Source organism: Halobacillus locisalis (assembly GCF_013694105.1).
Classification (GTDB): domain Bacteria; phylum Bacillota; class Bacilli; order Bacillales; family Halobacillaceae; genus Halobacillus; species Halobacillus locisalis.
This window is the reverse complement of the sequence record NZ_JACEFG010000001.1, coordinates 209,626-228,859: the sequence shown is the minus strand read 5'-3', so window position 1 is coordinate 228,859 and position 19,234 is coordinate 209,626. Positions and strand designations below refer to the sequence as shown.

Annotated in this window: 16 protein-coding genes and 1 other annotated feature; of the genes, 3 read left to right on the top strand and 13 right to left on the bottom strand. The window is 43.9% G+C overall.

Features of this window, described 5'->3' with window-relative positions; translation table 11 throughout:
• Position 1: 1 nt before the first annotated feature.
• A complete protein-coding gene (gene hisS, locus H0266_RS01105; protein WP_181470550.1) occupies positions 2-1,282 on the bottom strand; it encodes a histidine--tRNA ligase in 1,281 nt (426 codons plus the stop codon).
• Between the two features lie 76 nt (positions 1,283-1,358).
• Positions 1,359-1,572 (bottom strand) — a binding site (T-box leader).
• Positions 1,573-1,728: 156 nt separating this feature from the next.
• On the opposite strand from hisS, the gene H0266_RS01100 reads away from it, so the two are divergent.
• Positions 1,729-3,255 carry an N-acetylmuramoyl-L-alanine amidase family protein gene (locus H0266_RS01100; RefSeq protein WP_181470549.1) on the top strand — a complete coding sequence of 509 codons (1,527 nt, stop codon included), beginning with the start codon at positions 1,729-1,731 and terminating at the stop codon, positions 3,253-3,255.
• An 87-nt stretch (positions 3,256-3,342) separates the two neighbouring features.
• Here H0266_RS01100 and dtd read toward each other — a convergent pair whose 3' ends face one another.
• The 7 genes from dtd to H0266_RS01065 all read right to left on the bottom strand — a co-directional run bounded on the left by dtd (position 3,343) and on the right by H0266_RS01065 (position 12,247).
• Positions 3,343-3,789: a D-aminoacyl-tRNA deacylase gene (gene dtd, locus H0266_RS01095; RefSeq protein WP_181470548.1), complete on the bottom strand. Its 447-nt coding sequence runs from the start codon at positions 3,787-3,789 to the stop codon at positions 3,343-3,345.
• A 22-nt stretch (positions 3,790-3,811) separates the two neighbouring features.
• Entirely contained in the window at positions 3,812-6,010 is a 2,199-nt protein-coding gene (locus tag H0266_RS01090; protein WP_181470547.1) for a RelA/SpoT family protein, read from the bottom strand.
• Positions 6,011-6,157: 147 nt separating this feature from the next.
• A complete protein-coding gene (locus tag H0266_RS01085; protein WP_181470546.1) occupies positions 6,158-6,670 on the bottom strand; it encodes an adenine phosphoribosyltransferase in 513 nt (170 codons plus the stop codon).
• Positions 6,660-8,987: a single-stranded-DNA-specific exonuclease RecJ gene (gene recJ, locus H0266_RS01080; protein WP_181470545.1), complete on the bottom strand. Its 2,328-nt coding sequence runs from the start codon at positions 8,985-8,987 to the stop codon at positions 6,660-6,662. The genes H0266_RS01085 and recJ overlap by 11 nt, the downstream gene beginning before the upstream one ends.
• Before the next feature lie 57 nt (positions 8,988-9,044).
• The gene (locus H0266_RS01075) at positions 9,045-9,371 is read right to left on the bottom strand and encodes a lipopolysaccharide assembly protein LapA domain-containing protein (RefSeq protein WP_181470544.1); all 327 of its coding nucleotides are present in this window, start codon (positions 9,369-9,371) and stop codon (positions 9,045-9,047) included.
• 110 nt (positions 9,372-9,481) lie between these two features.
• Positions 9,482-11,764, bottom strand: coding sequence for a protein translocase subunit SecDF (gene secDF, locus H0266_RS01070; RefSeq protein ID WP_181471686.1), 2,283 nt, complete (start codon positions 11,762-11,764; stop codon positions 9,482-9,484).
• Between the two features lie 189 nt (positions 11,765-11,953).
• A complete protein-coding gene (locus tag H0266_RS01065; protein ID WP_181470543.1) occupies positions 11,954-12,247 on the bottom strand; it encodes a post-transcriptional regulator in 294 nt (97 codons plus the stop codon).
• 119 nt (positions 12,248-12,366) lie between these two features.
• On the opposite strand from H0266_RS01065, the gene spoVB reads away from it, so the two are divergent.
• Positions 12,367-13,917, top strand: coding sequence for a stage V sporulation protein B (gene spoVB / locus H0266_RS01060; protein WP_181470542.1), 1,551 nt, complete (start codon positions 12,367-12,369; stop codon positions 13,915-13,917).
• A 51-nt stretch (positions 13,918-13,968) separates the two neighbouring features.
• Here the strand turns inward: spoVB and H0266_RS01055 are convergent, their stop codons facing one another.
• Both H0266_RS01055 and H0266_RS01050 read right to left on the bottom strand, forming a co-directional pair.
• Positions 13,969-14,625, bottom strand: a complete 657-nt coding sequence (locus tag H0266_RS01055) for a YetF domain-containing protein (RefSeq protein WP_181471685.1) — start codon at positions 14,623-14,625, stop codon at positions 13,969-13,971.
• A 104-nt stretch (positions 14,626-14,729) separates the two neighbouring features.
• Positions 14,730-16,016 (bottom strand): ArsB/NhaD family transporter, encoded by a 1,287-nt coding sequence (locus H0266_RS01050; protein ID WP_181470541.1) that lies wholly within the window; start codon positions 16,014-16,016, stop codon positions 14,730-14,732.
• Between the two features lie 145 nt (positions 16,017-16,161).
• Between H0266_RS01050 and H0266_RS01045 the strand changes: the two genes are divergently transcribed.
• Positions 16,162-16,545 (top strand): TIGR04086 family membrane protein, encoded by a 384-nt coding sequence (locus H0266_RS01045; RefSeq protein ID WP_181470540.1) that lies wholly within the window; start codon positions 16,162-16,164, stop codon positions 16,543-16,545.
• A 200-nt stretch (positions 16,546-16,745) separates the two neighbouring features.
• On the opposite strand, the gene yajC is transcribed toward H0266_RS01045, so the two are convergent.
• The 3 genes from yajC to queA are packed head-to-tail and all read right to left on the bottom strand — an operon-like array spanning position 16,746 to position 19,218.
• On the bottom strand, positions 16,746-17,009 hold the full coding sequence (yajC, locus tag H0266_RS01040; RefSeq protein WP_181470539.1) for a preprotein translocase subunit YajC: 264 nt from the start codon (positions 17,007-17,009) through the stop codon (positions 16,746-16,748).
• Between the two features lie 15 nt (positions 17,010-17,024).
• Entirely contained in the window at positions 17,025-18,161 is a 1,137-nt protein-coding gene (tgt, locus tag H0266_RS01035) for a tRNA guanosine(34) transglycosylase Tgt (protein ID WP_181470538.1), read from the bottom strand.
• Positions 18,162-18,192: 31 nt separating this feature from the next.
• A complete protein-coding gene (queA, locus tag H0266_RS01030) occupies positions 18,193-19,218 on the bottom strand; it encodes a tRNA preQ1(34) S-adenosylmethionine ribosyltransferase-isomerase QueA (protein ID WP_181470537.1) in 1,026 nt (341 codons plus the stop codon).
• Positions 19,219-19,234 lie beyond the last annotated feature (16 nt).

Genomic DNA, 19,234 nt, shown 5'->3' with positions numbered 1-19,234 from the left:
TTCATTCAACTCCAATCAATTGTTTCTTCATATAGTCCACGATTTCATCGAGAGATACTTCCTTCTGCTCACCGGTATCCATCGTCTTCACGTTGATTACGTTATTCTCAAGTTCTTGGTCTCCGAGCACAAGCACAAATTTAGCATGAAGTCGATCAGCCGCTTTAAACTGGGCTTTCATTTTCTTGCCTAAGTAGTCTTTATCTACTTGAATGCCCGCCTTGCGTAACTCATAAGTCAATCGCACCGCGGCTTTCTCCGCATCTTCCCCTAAAGCGACCATGTACGTATCCAAACCTTCATCGATCGGCAGCTCGATTCCTTCTGCTTCTAAAGCCATCAGTAAACGTTCAATACTCATTGCAAATCCGATTCCTGAGGTTTCAGGGCCGCCGACTTCCTGAACGAGTCCTGTGTAACGACCGCCTCCACTCAATGTCGTAATGGCACCGAAGCCTTCTGCTTCACTCATGATTTCAAATGCAGTGTGATTATAATAATCCAAGCCACGTACGAGGTTTGGGTCCACTTCATAAGCGATGCCCATTTCATCCAAGTACTTCTTCACTTCACGGAAGTAGTTCTCGGAATACTCATTCAAGTACTCCAAAATAGATGGCGCGGTGCTCATTGCCGGGTGATCGCGGTCTTTCTTACAATCCAGTACACGCAAAGGATTCTGATCTAGACGCACCTGGCAATCTGCACACAATTCCTCGCGATGAGGGCCGAAGTGTTTCACGAGGGCTTCTCTGTGAGCTTCCCGACTCTCAAGATCACCTAAACTATTCAGCACCAATTTCAACGATGTCAAGCCAAGTTCCTGGTAGGAGTTCAAGGCCAAAGCGAGGACTTCTGCATCAATAGCCGGATCGTCACTGCCTAGTGCTTCAATACCGAACTGTACGAATTGTCGTTGACGCCCTTGTTGCGGTCGCTCATAACGGAACATCGGTCCCATGTAAAAGTATTTCGTCGGCTGATTCGGCAAACCGTACACTTTGTTCTGGACGTAAGAGCGAACGACAGAGGCTGTACCTTCTGGTCTCAATGTAATGCTGCGCTCACCACGATCTTCAAACGTGTACATTTCTTTCTGCACAATATCGGTACTATCTCCTACTCCTCTTTGGAATAGCTCCGTGTGTTCAAAGATCGGCGTACGAATTTCTTTATAATTATAGCGGCGGCATAAATCAGCCAATTGCCCTTCGACATACTGCCACTTTTCGGATGTCCCAGGTAAAATATCTTGTGTTCCTCTTGGGGCATTTATATTCATCAACAATTCCTCCTCTATTCGTTGGACCCATTTCTTACCATTAAAAAAATCCCGTCCCTTTTCTCGCGCTATGGAGAAAAGGGACGGGATTACCCGCGTTGCCACCCTAATTGAAGCTCGTGCTTCCGCTTAGAACAGTTAACGCCTGCGATACGTCTACACCTACTGTTATTTCGATGTAGAACCTAAGAAATGTCTTTCACTCGTCCATTATGATAGAGTGCTTTCAGCCAAGGGCACTCCTTCTCTGTTCATATGGGTCGAGCTACTTTTTTCCTCAACGGTTTTGGTCGATTCATTATAGAATTGATTATAATCATATAGCCTGATTGAATGTCATGTCAAGTTATTCCGCATAAAAAATATTCTAACCCTTTTCTATCATTTTAGCAGGTATACGTCAAATTCATGTCGAATATTAACAAAACATGCTAGGAGGTGTGTATATGGCCAAAATAGTTAGTTCCTGTATCATCGCATTATTATGTTTACTCTTTATTCATGGACCTGACGCCAACGTTCTTGCTGATGAAGCTGAAGTCCAGGTTGATCATTTAAATGTCCGGACAGGCCCCGGCACCCATTTTGATCGAGTCGGACAAGTGAACAAAACCGACAAGTTCGAGATTCTTCAAGAGAAGAACAACTGGCTCAAAGTTCACTGGAATGGTCGAGATGTCTGGGTTGCAAAATGGTTAACAAAGGTGACCCAAAGCGAAGAAGCGAGCCACGAGACCAGATATTTTTCAAAAGTGGACTACTTGAGAATCCGGTCGGCACCTGGTCTTCATGGAAAGGTGAACGGCTATCTGATGGAGAATGAATCCATCCTTGTCTCTCAACAAGAGGGAAGTTGGCTGAAAATCGACAAAAACAATGGTTGGGTTCACAAGGATTACGTTACAAAGAAGAAGTCACAAGAAGTTGAAGAAGTTGAAAAAGAAAAGCCGGAGGTACCTTCTGAAATAGTAGGGAAGATAAAAGTTCGAACATCGATATTGAATGTCCGAACAGAAGGGAGCACCAAAGGGAGTATCGTCACTCAAGTGAGAGCCGGTCAGCTATTTGATTACATAGACTACCAAGATCGCTGGTATCATATTCGCCTATCAGATGGACGAACAGGTTGGGTAGCGGGATGGCTTGTTGACAAAGTGGATTCAGATCCAATGCCAGAATCAAAGCCCGTCCAGAAACCGACCGAAAACACTAAACGATATGTAACCCTTCAATACAACTCTACGAACCTACGCAGCGGTCCTTCCACAAACTACAACGTAGTCGCAAGTGGTCATAAAGGGAACACGTTTGAAGTGGTGGGTCAGCAAGGCCAATGGTACCAAATCAAAGTCAATGGAAAGACAGCCTTCGTAGCAGGATGGATCGTAGATGAGAAAGGCCAAACGCCTTCTTCCCCTACTTTGAAAGGCGACTTGAAAGGGAAGACCATCATGCTTGACGCTGGACACGGAGGTAAAGATTCAGGTGCTGTCGGCAGAGGGGGAAGTTACGAAAAAACACTGACCCTAAACACGGCCTTTCAGTTGAAAAAACAATTAGAAAGTAAAGGCGCAAAGGTACTGATGGCAAGGGATGTTGATGATTACGTCTCACTTTCGATTCGTAGTTATTATTCAAACGCATCCAATGCAGACGCATTCATAAGCATTCACTATAATAGTGCTCCTTTGCACGTCATTGCTAAAGGAATCAGCTCGTATTACTATCACGAACGGGACAAATCACTCGCAGGTTCCATCCAAAAAGAAATTGTAAAAACAACAGGGCTCAGAGATCGAGGCGTACGATTCGGAAACTTCCATGTGATCCGTGAGAATAAAAAGCCTGCCGTTTTATTAGAGCTCGGATTCATTTCTGATGCCAGAGAAGAGCAAGTGATTGGTTCTTCTGCTTATCAATCCAAAGTGAGCAAGGGAATAACTCAAGGTCTTATCCATTATTTCTCCAAGTGACCTTTATAAAACTGATGTTGTTGCCTGCCTAAAATCAATTCAATCAAACAACCCCCAAAGGAAGCTTCCTTTGGGGGTTGTTTGATGTTAACGATCTTTACTTTCTAATATGAGTGTTACAGGACCTGAATTTGTCAGTTTGACGTCCATCATCGCTCCGAATTCACCTGTTTCAACATGAACTCCTTCGTTTTTGACCATTTGATTGAACGTCTCATATAGCTTTTCAGCTTGAGGAGGTTTCGCTGCTCCCATGAAATTCGGGCGACGTCCCTTACGCGTGTCTCCATAAAGCGTGAATTGGGAAATCGACAATAACTTTCCTCCGATATCGACTAGCGAAAGGTTCATCTTTTTGTCATCGTCCTCAAAAATACGCAGATACGGAATTTTTTTTGCTAAATAACGAGCATCTTCTTCCGTGTCTTCATGGGTCACACCAAGAAGAACGACAAGGCCGTGATCGACCGCTCCTTTGGTTTCTTTGTTCACATCGACGGAAGCATCCACCGCCCGCTGAACGACTGCTTTCATAAGACAAACTCCTTTTAAGGATTTATTGCATGACACGCCTTACCGTGTACACTTCCTGGATCTGTTTGATTCGCTCAACAATTTTACGTAAATGATTGGTATTCTGAATCAAAATGGTAATATTGATTGTCGCCATTTTATTTCGATCTGACTTCCCAGAAACGGCCGTAATGTTCGTTTTTGTTTCATTGACCGCTTGAAGAACCTCATTGAGCAACCCTCTTCGATCGTAACCCCAGATTTCGAGGTCTACATGATATTGCTTCGAATCTGTGACAGACGTTTCCCATTTAACTGGTAGTAGACGCGTTTGTGCTTCTTCGGTTTTTACATTAGGGCAGTCTGAACGGTGTACCGATACACCTCTCCCTTTCGTAATATACCCGACAATATCGTCACCAGGTACAGGGTTACAGCACTTCGATAAACGAACAAGCAGGTTGTCTACACCCTCGACTCGCACTCCAGAATCCTTTTTCCCCGTTTTCTGCGGAGTCTTGATTTCTGTCGTACTTACATCCGCTAACGTCTGTTCTAAATCTTGCTGTTGTTGCTTCTGTTTGCGTAGCTTTTCTGTCAGACGGGTCGCGATTTGAGCGGCAGTAATGCCTTGATAACCGACAGCGGCGAACATATCCTCTTCATTGGAAAAATTGAATTTCTCGGATACACGATTCAAATTATCGGTTGTGAACACTTCTTTTGGTTGTATACCGAAATTGTGAATCTCACGCTCGACCAATTCTTTTCCTTTAGTGATATTTTCGTCTTTTTGCTGTTTCTTGAAGAACTGACGGATTTTATTTTTAGCCTGTGACGTCTGAGCAAGCTTGATCCAATCTTTCGATGGGCCATAGGAATGCTTAGATGTCATGATATCTACAATATCGCCTGTGTTCAGTTGATAATCTAGAGGCTCCATTTTCCCATTTACTTTCGAACCGATGGTCTTGTTCCCGACCTCTGTGTGAATCCTGTATGCAAAATCGATGGGAACGGAACCAGATGGGAGTTCAATGACATCTCCCTTAGGCGTAAAGACATACACCATATCAGAAAATAAATCGACCTTAAGAGACTCCATGAATTCCTCTGCATCGTGCGTTTCACTTTGCCACTCCAAAATTTCACGGAACCATGTCAATTTCTCCTCAAACGACTGCTCTGCTGTCGTCTGCTCTTTATAAGCCCAGTGAGCAGCAATTCCGTACTCAGCGATTTCATGCATTTCATGAGTTCGGATCTGCACTTCCAACGGGTCCCCCTTAGGTCCGATGACCGTCGTATGCAGAGACTGATAAAGGTTCGGCTTCGGCATCGCAATATAATCTTTGAAACGGCCAGGCATAGGTTTCCAACACGTATGGATGATCCCTAATACGGCGTAACAATCTTTAATACTGTTCACAGTAATTCTAACGGCTAACAAGTCATAGATTTCGTTAAATTGCTTATTTTGAAGCACCATTTTACGATAGATGCTATACAAGTGTTTCGGTCGCCCATTCAAATCGGCGTCAATATTGACATCAGTGAGTTGATCTTTGATTTCGTCAATCACTTCTTCAATGTAGTGTTCACGCTCATTCCGCTTTTGCTTCATCAAGTGCACGATACGATAGTACTGTTGAGGGTTCAAGTAGCGTAAAGCTGTATCTTCAAGTTCCCACTTAATAGTGGAAATCCCCAATCGATGGGCAAGCGGAGAGAAGATTTCCAGCGTCTCGTTTGCAATCCTTCTCTGCTTTTCAGCAGGGAGGTGCTTCAATGTGCGCATGTTGTGCAGGCGATCGGCTAACTTGATCAAAATGACCCGGATATCTTTCGCCATGGCCACAAACATCTTACGGTGGTTCTCTGCTTGTTGTGCTTCTTTTGACTTATACTTGATTTTCCCTAACTTCGTCACTCCATCAACAAGCATTGAAACTTCCGTATTGAACGCTTCTTCAATCTCTTTCAGTGTAATATCGGTATCCTCAACCACGTCATGAAGAAATCCGCCAGCAACCGTTTCTGGATCCATCTCAAGATTGACAAGGATTCCAGCTACTTGAATGGGGTGGATAATGTACGGTTCCCCAGACTTACGGAACTGGTTACTATGGGCTTGTTCAGCGAACTGATACGCCCGGCGTATAAAAGCAAGGTCCGACTCGTTTAAGTAGTGACTTGCCTGCTCTATGACTTCTTCAGCAGTTAGAACTGTATCTTTAGCCATTCAATCACCCTAGTTTCTTTTAACTTCCTTTAAAAAGATATTTGTTTAACATTATCAAAAAAAGTCGAATAAATGTAAAGAAAAAACAATTGTCTTCTATTTGTAAAACAAAGAGCGCCCTGAATAAGGGCACTCTTCCTTCAACAATTAGTATTGCATTAATGTCAGTACGTCATAGCCATCGAGTTTGCTACGTCCATCCAAGTACGTAAGCTCGATTAAGAACGCACAGCCGGCTACTTCTCCACCTAGTTGTTCAACAAGGTCGATGGTCGCTTCAATCGTTCCGCCTGTTGCAAGAAGGTCATCGATGATGAGAACCCGCTGCCCTGGCTTAATGGCGTCTTTATGAATCGTTAGTACGTCGTTCCCATATTCTAAACCATAATCGACATTGATGGTTTCCCTCGGCAATTTGCCTTCTTTTCTAACTGGTGCAAAACCAATTTCCAAAGCATATGAAACTGGACATCCGACAATGAAACCGCGGGCTTCTGGTCCTACAACAATATCGATGTCTTGTTTCTTTGCGTATTCAACAATTTCGTCGACAGCTGCTTTAAATGCCGGACCATTATCCATTAAAGGAGTGATGTCTTTAAATTGAACCCCTTCTTTTGGCCAATCCTCTACGATGGCGATATGTTCTTTATAGTCCATGAAATACTTCCTCCTTGACGATCTTTGACTGCTTATTTAAATGTTGGGTAAACCAATCCTTCAACTCTGTATATGTGGAATAGTACAAGGTTTGTTCTATACGTAATTGTTCCGCGCGTTGTTGATATAAAACTGATTCCTGTAGATCCTTCTTAGATGGTTGTGAATTGATCGTAACAAGTCCATTATCTATTTTAACAAACTCAAGTTCAAAAAACACCTGTGAAATGAAATCGACCATCGATCGGTCCCAACCTTTACGCTTGGCAAGTAATTCCGTATCTTTATTCAGGTCAAATGCTTCACGCTTCCTCAGCATACCATAAAACCATTTGAAGTGATCACGGGTTGGCCACGTTTTTAAGAATGCACTGTCTTCAATACGGTAACAAACATAAACTTTGCTTACCGTGATTTTTTGAAGCAATGCTTCTAGATCCACGACCTTGCTCGGCATGTCCACAATGACTAGACCGTCAACATGTTGTCCCTCTTCAAATTGGTCTACGGTTAAGACTGGCAAATCGTGAGGAGCATCTTCGGAACCATGGAATGAAACCGCAGCGTAGTGTTGCCCGTGAGGAATCTCCATGTTCTTCTCCACATGCTTGGATCCTCGCAAATCGAACAATTGCCACTCTTTCACACACAGGTCTTTAATCATGATCTGTAAATTTTTCCGACCATTCCACTCATTGATTCCAAGTTCTCCGATCAAGTCCAACGAATCGGAAGGCGTTAGTTGAGAGTATAAGTCTCCCATGCCAAACGCAATGCCGTCCACTTTCGCCTGGTCTTGCTGGAACTGAAATTTCAAATGATTTTTTTTACTTCCAATTAACCGAACCTCTTTGGGGGTGTGCTTTACATGAAATAACGGTTTAGGGTTACCCATGCCGAACGGGCGTAAGCGGTTCACTTCTTCGATTTGCTGCAAGGAAATGTCTTCTAAACCGACCGATGTTTCAACCTCAAGCACTTGCTGATAATCATCAGGTGCTAGTTTTTGACTGGCGAGTGTATTCAGATCATTTCGTAGTGCATCAATTTGATCGACCTCCAACGTCATTCCTGCCGCCTGTGCATGACCGCCGAAATGGAGGAATCGACCTCTTACCTCCATACAGTTACTGAACAAGTCAAAAGCATCAATACTACGTGCAGACCCTTTAGCTTGTCCTTTTTCAGCGTCTATTCCTAAGACGATCGCTGGACGATCGAACTGCCTGACGAGTTTTGAAGCAACAATTCCCAAGACACCTGGGTTCCAGCCTTCTTTTGCCACAACAATGACATTCTCAAGCTCCTCCCCTTGGTCCATCAACATTTCTTCTGCTTCTTTAGCAATCGCAGATACGATCTTTTGACGTTCCTGGTTCAATTGATCAATAAACGCAGCGATTTCCATGGCTTCTTCCCTACTCTCAGAAAGAAGCAGGTCCACAGCTGGTGAGGCATCCTGCAGTCGACCAACCGCATTCATCCGGGGACCGATGGTGAATCCGATCGTTTCTTCGTTCATGTCCCCTTCGATACCACAAATCTCTCGTAATGCTTGGATTCCTGGTCGTCTGGAATGAGAAATCGCTTGTAAGCCGATGGAGGCTAACACACGGTTCTCGCCATGGAGTGGAACTAAGTCCGCAATGGTACCAATCACCGCAAGATCCAGTAGCTCTTTAGGAAAACGCCCCAGCAAGGCATGAGCAAACTTGAAAGCGACCCCGACACCCGCAAGTTCCTGAAAAGGATACTCGGTTGACGTTTTCGGATGAATAATAGCAAAAGCATCCGGTAACGTTTCTTGAACCTCGTGGTGATCCGTGATAATCAAATCGATGCCTAATTGCTTGGCAACATCAGCTTCATGCATGGCAGCAATTCCTGTATCCACCGTAATGATCACAGCGTAACCAGAGTCCGCCGCAAACTGAAAGGCTTCTTCGTTTGGGCCGTAACCTTCTGTGAAGCGATTGGGAATGTAAAAGTCACATTGTGCGCCCGCTTCTCTAAGAGCCTCGATCATTAGCGTAGTCGAACTGACACCATCCGCATCGTAATCACCGAACACCAGAATAGGTTCCTCTGCTTCAACCGCTTGTTTGACGCGCTCTACCGACTTCGCCATCCCTTCCATGAGAAACGGATCATGCAAATCATCTACAGTAGGATGCAAAAATCGCTGAATGGCTTCCGGGCTAGTAATGTTCCTTCTGAACAGCAACTGTTGAGTGAGAGGTGTCAGACCATCTTGGACGGGTCCTATGTCCTCTTGTTCGTTATATGTAAATTTCCATTTCATTTTACTTTGTATCATAAAGTTCACCCCTGACCTGTCTATTATACAAGAGCAGCTCAGGGGGAGCAAACAGAACTAAGTGGTTTTATATGTGGATTCTTCATTCTCACCTTGTGTCGCTGGATCCTCGCTTGAGGTTTCGTCCACTTTAGCGTCTGTTCCTTTATTTATTTGTTCTTTCAAAGAACGGTTCTCTCTCTTTAATTTAAAATAGCGCAGCGCTCCAACAGATGCTGTGGCTAATCCCCCGAGTAGTACCGATAGTAGAATTACAAGTATCAACGGGGCTTCCCCTGATGTAAACAAGAAGTTCACTTGAACAGGATCTACGTTGATCACGGCAAAAATCGCAATGATTAGAGCGAATAGAAGAGCGAGTATCAGGTAAGTTTGACCTTTCATATTAACTTCTCCTTTCTTCAACCTTTTCTTATTCATTACCCTTAAACGGGATTCTTCAACCAAAAAAGCTACCACAGAATCGTGGTAGCTTTTGAAAGAGATGGATACTATTAAACTTGTGGTCCACCCGTGCTTTTCTTCTTTTCGAACTGAATCGGATTGTCTTTGATATTTCTTCCACGCCAGATCAACCATAGTTGAGAAGCGATGAATAAGGAAGAATACGTACCAGCAAACAAGCCGACAACAAGAGCAAATGAGAAGTTCGTGATAGACGAAGCTCCGAAAATCAATAGCATAAGAGCTGCGAAAATGACCGTGATGACCGTATTTAGACTACGAGCAAGTGTTTGCATCAAGCTATCATTGACGATTTTAGCAAGCTCCTTGAATCCTTTGACTTTCTTCCTGAGCTTCAAGTTCTCTCGGATCCGGTCAAACGTCACGATGGTATCGTTGACGGAATAACCGACGATGGTCAGGATTGCAGCGATGATCGTAATATCAAACTCGAGTCTTGTAATACTGAACAATGCAAGGATGAAGAATGCATCGTGTAATAAGGCGATGATCGCCGTTAAGGCAAAGAAGATTTCAAATCGGATTGTTACATAGATAATGATTCCGATCGATGCGTACAGAACGGCGAGTGCAGCATTCTTCGCCAATTCTTGACCGACCGTAGGCGATACCGTACTCACGTTAGGCGTATTGCCATACTCTTCTTCATAGTACGTTTGAATTTCAGAAATTTTGTCTTTGCTTAGCTCTTCTTCAAATCGAGCTACTGCGATTTCGCCGTCCTCCCCGGCAGAAATCACTTGTTTAGCCGTAACATTGAACTCGTCTTTCAGCGTTTCCTCTACTTGTGAAGGGTTGATGTTTCCATCCGAAAGAATGGAAACACGTGAACCACTCGTAAAGTCAATGCCTAAGTTCAAACGGAATACGGCAAGAGCTAGAATCCCTGCTCCTATCAGAATGATCGATATGGTAAAGAACCGTTTACGAAGACCGACAAAATCAAAGGAACGTCCCATAACTTTCGGTTCGATTTGTTCTCCTTCTTCAATGTCCTGAATGTCTTCTGGCTTAATGCCGAACCATTTCGGACGTTTGTTCAAGAAGCGGCTCTTCACCCAAAGTCCCATGAACAATCGAGTACCATATACAGCTGTAATGAAGCTGACCAAGATACTGACGATCAACATCGTTGCGAAACCTTTAACAGAGCTTGTACCGAATATGAATAGAACGGTAGCCGCGATCAGTGTTGTAATGTTCGCATCTAGAATAGTCGAAAGCGATCGTTTGTTACCCGCTTTGAATGCGGAAAGAACTGACTTACCGGCTTTGATTTCTTCTTTAATCCGTTCGTAGGTAATAATGTTGGCATCCACCGCCATACCGACACCGAGAATAAGAGCTGCTATTCCAGGTAAGGTGAGGACCCCATTCATGGCTTCGAAAACGACTAAAATCAAGTACACATAGGCTGTCAAAGTGATGGCAGCAATGACACCAGGGAAACGGTAATAGGCAATCATATACAAGAAGATGATGGCAATTCCGATCATTCCTGCGAAGATGGTCTTGTTCATCGCTTGTTCACCGAACTGGGCACCGACAGAAGTCGAGTACGTTTCCTCTAAATTAGCTGGCAATGAACCAGCGTTTAAAATGTCAGCCAAGTTTTGTGCCGACTCCACCGTAAAGTTCCCGCTAATTTGTACGGTTGTGTCACGGATCGGGCCGTCACTAAAGCCCGGTGCAGAAATATAGGCAGGGTCGGGTTGACCGAATTCCTCTGCAAACGTCGTGTCTTTTTGACTGTAGTCTAACCAGATGACGAGTACATTTTCAGGATAAGGGGTAGATGGGTCGTCCCCTTTATCAATGATTGTGGATGAAACGTCGTACATTTTGGATGCACTGTCTACTTTCAACGATACGACCGGTTCATTGGTATTCGGGTTGAAGGTTTGTTGTGCACTACCTTCCACTAAATCCGAACCGTCCATATAAAGCGTTCCGTCTGCTCCACGGAAAGTCAGCTCAGCCGTTGTTGACAGCAATTCACGTGCTTGCTGCTGATCTTCAACACCCGCGAGCTGGACACGGATTCGCCCTCCATCTTCTATGTTGATGTTCGTTTCACTAATACCAAGCGTGTTCACTCGTCGATCAAGAGCCGCAGCAGTTGCTTGAAGTACTTGATCGTTCACTTCTTGATCTTCATCAATCGGCTTTACATCATAGAGAATCTCAAACCCACCTTGAAGATCAAGTCCTAATCTTATGTCCTTTGTCACACCTGTAATGGTCGTCCCAATTGTACCGGCTAGAACTAATAGCACGATAAAAAAAGCGACGATCCGCCCCCGTTTGACCATATCGTTCATTTCCTCCTTTAAATCCTGACACATCCTTGAGTCATTCAAAACACACGTTTATTAGAATCGCTTCTTTAGCTGAGGATGTTTCTCATTTGTTTCTTCCCGTAACAATTTTACTACTTTTTTATTATTTGACAACCTGTCTTTGTATTTAAACACCCTTACCGACGCATATATGAACAGCACTTATTCGTTGCTTAACTGGGCTACCGCTTCAATGGAAGCTAATAAATCCTCATTCTGGTAGGCTTCCGCCGTCAAATAACTGACATATGTATGGCTATTCAGATGAAATATATCTTGCACAATTTCATAAAGCCTTTTTTCCGGCTCACCTTTCCATACCTTTTTTATGAGGCAATTCCAAATCTCATCTTCTGTTGCTCGTTCATACCCCATGAGGTGAAGCTCATCGACTTTACTCTTCAATACAGGACCCACTTGCCTTTTCCACTGATGAACCGTTTTCGTTTCGTACATGCCAGCACTCCTTATTTGCTGATTTCGTGAATTTCGATTCGCTTGTCATGCCTTGTCCCTGGATACGCATATACTTCATTGTAGCTGAATTTTAATACTTTGAGAAGTGGAGCATGGATATGTCTAAACAAACCTTTCTTCAAGGAGCCCTCATCCTTGTAGCTGCAGGACTCATCACCCGGCTGCTTGGGTTTATCAACCGGATTGTAGTCGCTCGTGTCATGGGAGCAGAAGGAGTGGGTCTCTATATGATGGCCCTTCCGACATTGATTCTTGCGATGACGATTACGCAGTTCGGCCTGCCTGTAGCCATTTCCAAACGTGTATCTGAAGCCGATGCTGTAGGAGACGAGAAAAAAATCAAGCGCATTTTACTCGTTTCGCTTGCTGTTACAGTTTCGCTTAGTGTTGTATTCACAATCGGGATGTTTCTATTATCACCGGTTGTTGCCAAGTACTTTCTGACAGACTCTAGAGCGATCTATCCGTTACTTGCGGTCACGCCGATCATCCCGATCATCGCCATATCTTCTGTGATCCGCGGATATTTTCAAGGTCGTCAAAACATGAAGCCTCAAGCTTTCTCACAAGTGATCGAACAAATCGTCCGTATAGGGGCCGTCATCGTTCTGACGAAGTTATTTTTGCCTTATGGTGTCCAATTTGCCGCAGCAGGCGCTATGATTGCTGTCGTTCTAGGTGAATTTGTTTCTTTACTTTATATGATGAGACAATTTAATCTTCAGAAACGATTCAAGTTGAGAAAAACATGGACAAGTCACTTACAAGAAGGCAGGAAGACTCTAAATGAATTGATGACGATTGCACTCCCTACAACAGGTAGCAGGTTCATCGGATCGCTTACGTATTTCTTTGAACCGATCCTAGTCGCTCAAAGTCTAGCGATTGCAGGGATTGCCGTAGCTGAATCCACGAAGCAGTACGGGGAACTGACCGGGTATGTGCTTCCTTTGCTGTTTTTACCAACATTTTTAACACATGCCTTGTCTATCTCTCTTGTACCTTCGATCAGTGAAGCAAGCGCGAAAGGGAACGTGCAGACAATTCAATATCGGATACTTCAATCGATGCGCCTTTCGCTCGCTTCAGGTGGAGTCATCACCATCGTCTTCATGATCTTTCCTGTCGTCATCCTCACGAATGTTTACGGGACAGACAGTGGATCTTTCATGTTGCAATTTATGGCGCCATTCTTTTTACTACACTATATCCAAACACCGCTTCAAGCGAGTTTGCAGGCTCTTGACCTTGCCCGCCCTGCTATGTGGAACACACTCATCGGTGCCATTATCAAGTTCATTGTACTCGTTGGGTTAAGTTCCAAGCCGGAATTCGGTATTCACGGGGTCGCCGCTGCCATATCCATTGGTGTCGTAGTCGTAACGCTCCTGCACCTAGGTGTGTTGATGAAGCATAAGGTCATTGTGTTTCCTGGTGTCCTTTTATTCAAGTTCTCAACCATCATGGCCATTACAGGGTGGATCGGCTATGAAATGAAGTCCCATTTCGTTCTCGATAATCTAACTGACCTTCTCGTCATCGGAACCTTACTTGTCACAATCTATACAACCTTACTATTTGCATTCAAACTGCTTACGAAAGAAGAGTGGAAGATGATTCCTTGGAACAGATGGCTTCACAAAAAATAACCGCCAAGTTGGCGGTTATTTTTGTATGAGAATTACTGGAGGAACATCATCTTATTGGTACTCATCTCTACGATCCATGTTTACATTCCCCTCATCATCAACCGTACATAAGGAGACTTCTTTGACTGAAGAGAATCCTTGCTTTTTCACTTCTTCAAGCAACCACTCTTCATCTTTTCCGATATTCTGCAAACCACTAGACTCCACACTACCGTCAGCAATCAGAACCACGGCATAGTCAGAGTGTCCATCTTCTTTCTTCTCAAACACAGAGAGCTTACCTGAAGGTTCTAGAATCGCATAGGCCACATCGTCCACTTGCTGGATACCTTGTTCTCTCAGTTGAAGTAATAAATCGTTGAAGTTATAACGCTGTTTCCTCATTTCATGTTCATCGACTTTACCGTGCTTGATTATGACAGACGGTCTTCCATCGAACCAATTCCGAAACCGCTGATTTTTCAAAGAAATCCAGGCACTCGCAAGCTGGATGATGAGTAAAATCGCCATCGGGACGACCGCTTGCCAAATAGGATCTTTGGGGTTCTCGATGAGAAAGACAGCAATCTCAGCAAGCATGACAAATACAACTAAGTCCATTACGCTGAGTTCGCCGATTTCTCTTTTTCCCATAAATCGAAATACAAGTAAAATAACAAAATAGGTGATGATTGTCCGAAAAATGATTGAGGCAACTAACACGTCGATTCACGACCTTCCCATTAGTATACTCCTCTTAACATCACCTATTTCCCACATTTTATTTCAACCATTAAAAAGGTTTAATGAACCTCATAAACAAAGAAACCTTGCTATAGAAAAGGAATTAAGTAACGGAAAAAGATATAGACGGAAGAAATGAGCAGCGACAAAATCAATATCGGAATACCATAAAGAGCATATCTAAAGAACGAAATCGGTTGATTATAACTTGCTGCGAGTCCTGCTACTACAACATTTGAAGAAGCTCCAATCAATGTACCGTTTCCTCCTAAGCATGCGCCCAAAGCAAGCGACCACCAAATAGGATCGACGTTCATCATCCCGTAACCTCTCAGTTCCTGAACAGCAGGAATCATCGCCGCAACAAACGGAATATTATCTACGACACCAGAAAGCAAACCTGAACTCCATAGCATCACCATAGATGTGATCGGCATGTCTCCCCCGGATATCCATACCATTCCCCGTGCTAATTCGTCGATCACACCCACTGTTTCTAGTCCTCCAACAAGCATGAACAACCCCATGAAGAAAAACAACGTCACCCATTCGACTTCTTGGAAGACATGTTCGACGTCCAGTTCTTTATCGGTGAGGAACAATAGCAACAATGCTCCACTTACAGCGATAGTCGTAATATCCATGTATACAAATGGATGCATGATAAATCCGATGATGGTCAGAAATAGGACAGATAGGGATTGGACGAGTAGTTTAGATACTTTTAAATGCTCATGTGCATTGAGGTTCATCAGTTCACTGGCTAACGCTTTATCATAGATTAATTTTTTCCGAAATATTGCAATCACTATGAATACGACGATGATGAATATGACCATAACCACAGGGCCGAGGTGATAAAGAAAGGACAGAAATGTAAAATGCTCAACGGCTTGTCCAATCATGATGTTAGGAGGATCGCCGATTAAAGTCGCTGTTCCGCCTATATTTGAACAGAGGATCGTCATCAACAAATAAGGGAATGCAGGCAACTTCAATCGGTCGGTAAGAGAGAGCAATACAGGTACGAACAGAAGAACCGTTGTTACATTGGCTAGAAAAGCAGAACCAACCGCTGTAAAGACGGCGGTAACGATTAAAAGCGGGATAGGTTTCCCTTTGACTAACTGGGCAAGTCGAATCGCTACATACGTAAACACCCCTGTCTTTTTTGTGATCGAAACAAGTACCATCATCGAAAACAATAAAGCAATCGTCTGCCAATCGATGAAACCGAAAGCTTCTTCCCACCTAAAGACTTTTGTAATTAAGAGAAGAACCCCACCTGCGATGGCTACTAAAGCTCTATTCCATTTCTCAGTCATAATCAATACATAGCTGACGATAAAGATGAGTAACGCAAGTACCGTTGACATAGATCTTCCCCTTTTACACTGGCTTTTCTTTATGTCTATTCACGAAAAGAGGAAAATATCTGCTTCTATCTCAACTCCCTTTATGCATATAGTGAAGTGACAAGCTATTTACTTCTAGGATCCGTTAAAAAGGAGGGGAGATCACATGAAGAAACTTGTTCAAGGCGTTCTTGGTTATGGCATCGGATCTATCTTTATACTTATGATCCTATTTGCCTTCGTACTGGCCCTTTTACTCCGCTTCACTGCTATGGACTATCAAACATTGAACCAATTTGCGTTGATTGCCGGTATTAGTATATTAGCTTTCGGTGGGATGATTGCCGCTTATAAAGGAGAGCAAAAGGGCTGGCTTTCTGGAGGGATGACTGGACTGATTTTCGTAGCAGCTATGATCTTATTCCAAATTATTTTCGAAAACCAGTGGGTATCGTTACCACAGTTGAGTTACTTCGGTGGGCTGGTTGTGGCCGCTTGGTTAGGTGGGATGATCGGAGTGAACTTACCGAGAAAAACGGTAAAGCGGTAATTATTTTCGTTAAGGAACAATGTTTACGCTTAAGGGACCAATTCGATTACGATCGAGAACAACACCCTCGCGCTCGGGAACATTTCTACCCAAAAAAAGAAATCCCGCTACTTAAAGTAACGGGATTTCTGCATACGTAGAGAGAAATGATTCACTGGGAACCACCTCCTTCACCTAAGTATGAGCGATCGTCTCTGTGATCAGTCCTGGTTTAACTTCTCACGGATAGAAGAACGATCAAATTTCATTTGTGAACCATCTTGAACCGAAATGACAAGAGTTCCTTCATCGATGGCATGAATCGTGCCATGCAGTCCACCGATTGTGATGATTCTATCACCCTTTTGTAAATCCGCCTGCATTTCTTGTACTTTCTTTTGTTTCTTTTGTTGCGGGCGAATTAAAAGGAAATAGAAAATGACAAACATTAGAATAATAGGTAATAGTCCTACTAATGTATCCATTTACTTTCCCCCCTTCTAAAAGTTCTTTGCGTTAGGTTTATTAAAACCATACTGCTCAAAGAATTCTTCTCTAAAGTCACCGAGTCGATCTTCTCTAATAGCTTCACGCACTTGCCTCATTAAGTTTAACAGAAAATATAGGTTATGATAAGTCGTTAATCTAAAGCCGAATGTTTCATTGGCTTTTACCAGGTGACGAATGTAAGCACGGCTATAGTTTCGACACGTGTGACAATCACAATTTTCATCAATCGGACGGAAGTCACGTGCAAATTTAGCGTTACGCACAACAAGTCTACCGTTTGATGTCATCAATGTTCCATTACGTGCAATGCGAGTCGGAAGGACGCAGTCGAACATATCAATCCCACGGATACTGCCATCAATCAACGAGTCAGGAGAGCCTACACCCATCAAGTATCTTGGTTTTTCAGAAGGCAGTAAAGGCGTTGTAAAGTCCAGGACACGGTTCATGACGTCTTTCGGCTCACCGACAGACAATCCTCCGATTGCGTAACCAGGAAAGTCCATCGATGTAAGGTCCTGAGCACTCTGACGACGAAGATCCTCGTATTCTCCACCTTGGACAATCCCGAACAACCCTTGATCATTGGGACGCTGGTGAGCTTCTAAGCAACGCTCAGCCCAGCGGCTCGTACGCTCTACAGAATCTTTCATATACTTATGTTCGGCAGGGTACGGTGGACACTCATCAAACGCCATCATAATGTCAGGCCCCAGATCATTCTGAATCCTCATCGCTTTTTCTGGTGATAAGAAAAGCTTCTCTCCACTGATGTGATTACGGAAGTGAACGCCCTCTTCTTCGATTTGTCTCAAATCACTAAGACTGAACACTTGGAAGCCGCCGGAATCGGTCAATATGGACCCGTTCCAGTTCATGAACTTATGCAGTCCGCCTGCCTCCTTGACAATATCCTCCCCAGGACGAAGCCATAAATGGTAAGTGTTGGACAAGATGATTTGGGCACCCATGCGCTCCAACTCTTCTGGGCTCATCGTTTTCACCGTCGCAAGCGTTCCGACAGGCATGAACATAGGTGTTTCAAAAGAACCGTGAGGCGTGTGTACTTTCCCTAAACGCGCTCCGGTCTGTTTACAAGTATGAATCAATTCGTATGTGATCGCCATAATTTCGATCCTTTCTATCGTTCTGCATTTTTTAAAGAATAAGCATAGCATCCCCGAAGCTGAAGAAACGATATTCCTCTTCAACCGCCCGGTGATAAGCTTCCATAATAAAGTCACGGCTGGCAAAAGCACTGACAAGCATGATCAACGTCGATTTCGGTAGATGGAAGTTCGTGATCAAGCCGTCGATCGCCCGCAGCTTCTGTGGAGGATAAATGAAAATGTCCGTCCATCCACTCGCTGCCTTGAATGTACCATGATCTCTCACAATCGTCTCTAATGTACGAGTCGATGTTGTGCCGACCGAAATGATGCGGCCTCCTGATTGTCTTACACGATTCAACTGATCAGCGGTCTCTTGTGACACTTGATAGAATTCAGCATGCATATCATGCTCTTCTACATTATCCACACTGACCGGACGGAAGGTTCCAAGGCCAACATGTAACGTTAAATAGGCAATTTCAACCCCGGAATCCTGTATGTCACGAAGCAGTTCATTCGTAAAATGAAGCCCTGCTGTCGGTGCCGCTGCAGACCCTTCTTCCTTTGCATAGACAGTCTGATAACGTTCGCGATCAGACAGCTGCTCCTTGACGTATGGAGGCAAGGGCATTTCACCGAGGGACTCTAACACTTCAAGGAAAATCCCTTCGTAAGAGAAGCGGACCTTTCTACCTCCATGCTCTTGTATTTCGGTACACTCTGCGACAAGTTGACCGTCACCAAAGGAGATCCGAGTCCCCTCTTTCACTTTTTTGGCAGGCTTGACGAGTACTTCCCAATCATCACCTTCTGTTTGGTGGAGAAGCAAGACCTCAACCTTTCCGCCTGTATCTTCTTTAGCCCCGTATAAACGGGCAGGTAAGACTCTCGTATCATTCAGCACGAGACAGTCGCCTGGTTGAATATATTTTGTGATATCCGAAAAATGTTGATGTTCAATCGTCTGCTTTTCCCGGTCGCATACCATGAGACGAGAAGATGTCCGGTCTTTTAAAGGAACTTGTGCAATCAGTTCCTCCGGCAGTTCGAAATCATATTGCTTAATATCCATAACAAACTCCTATTCT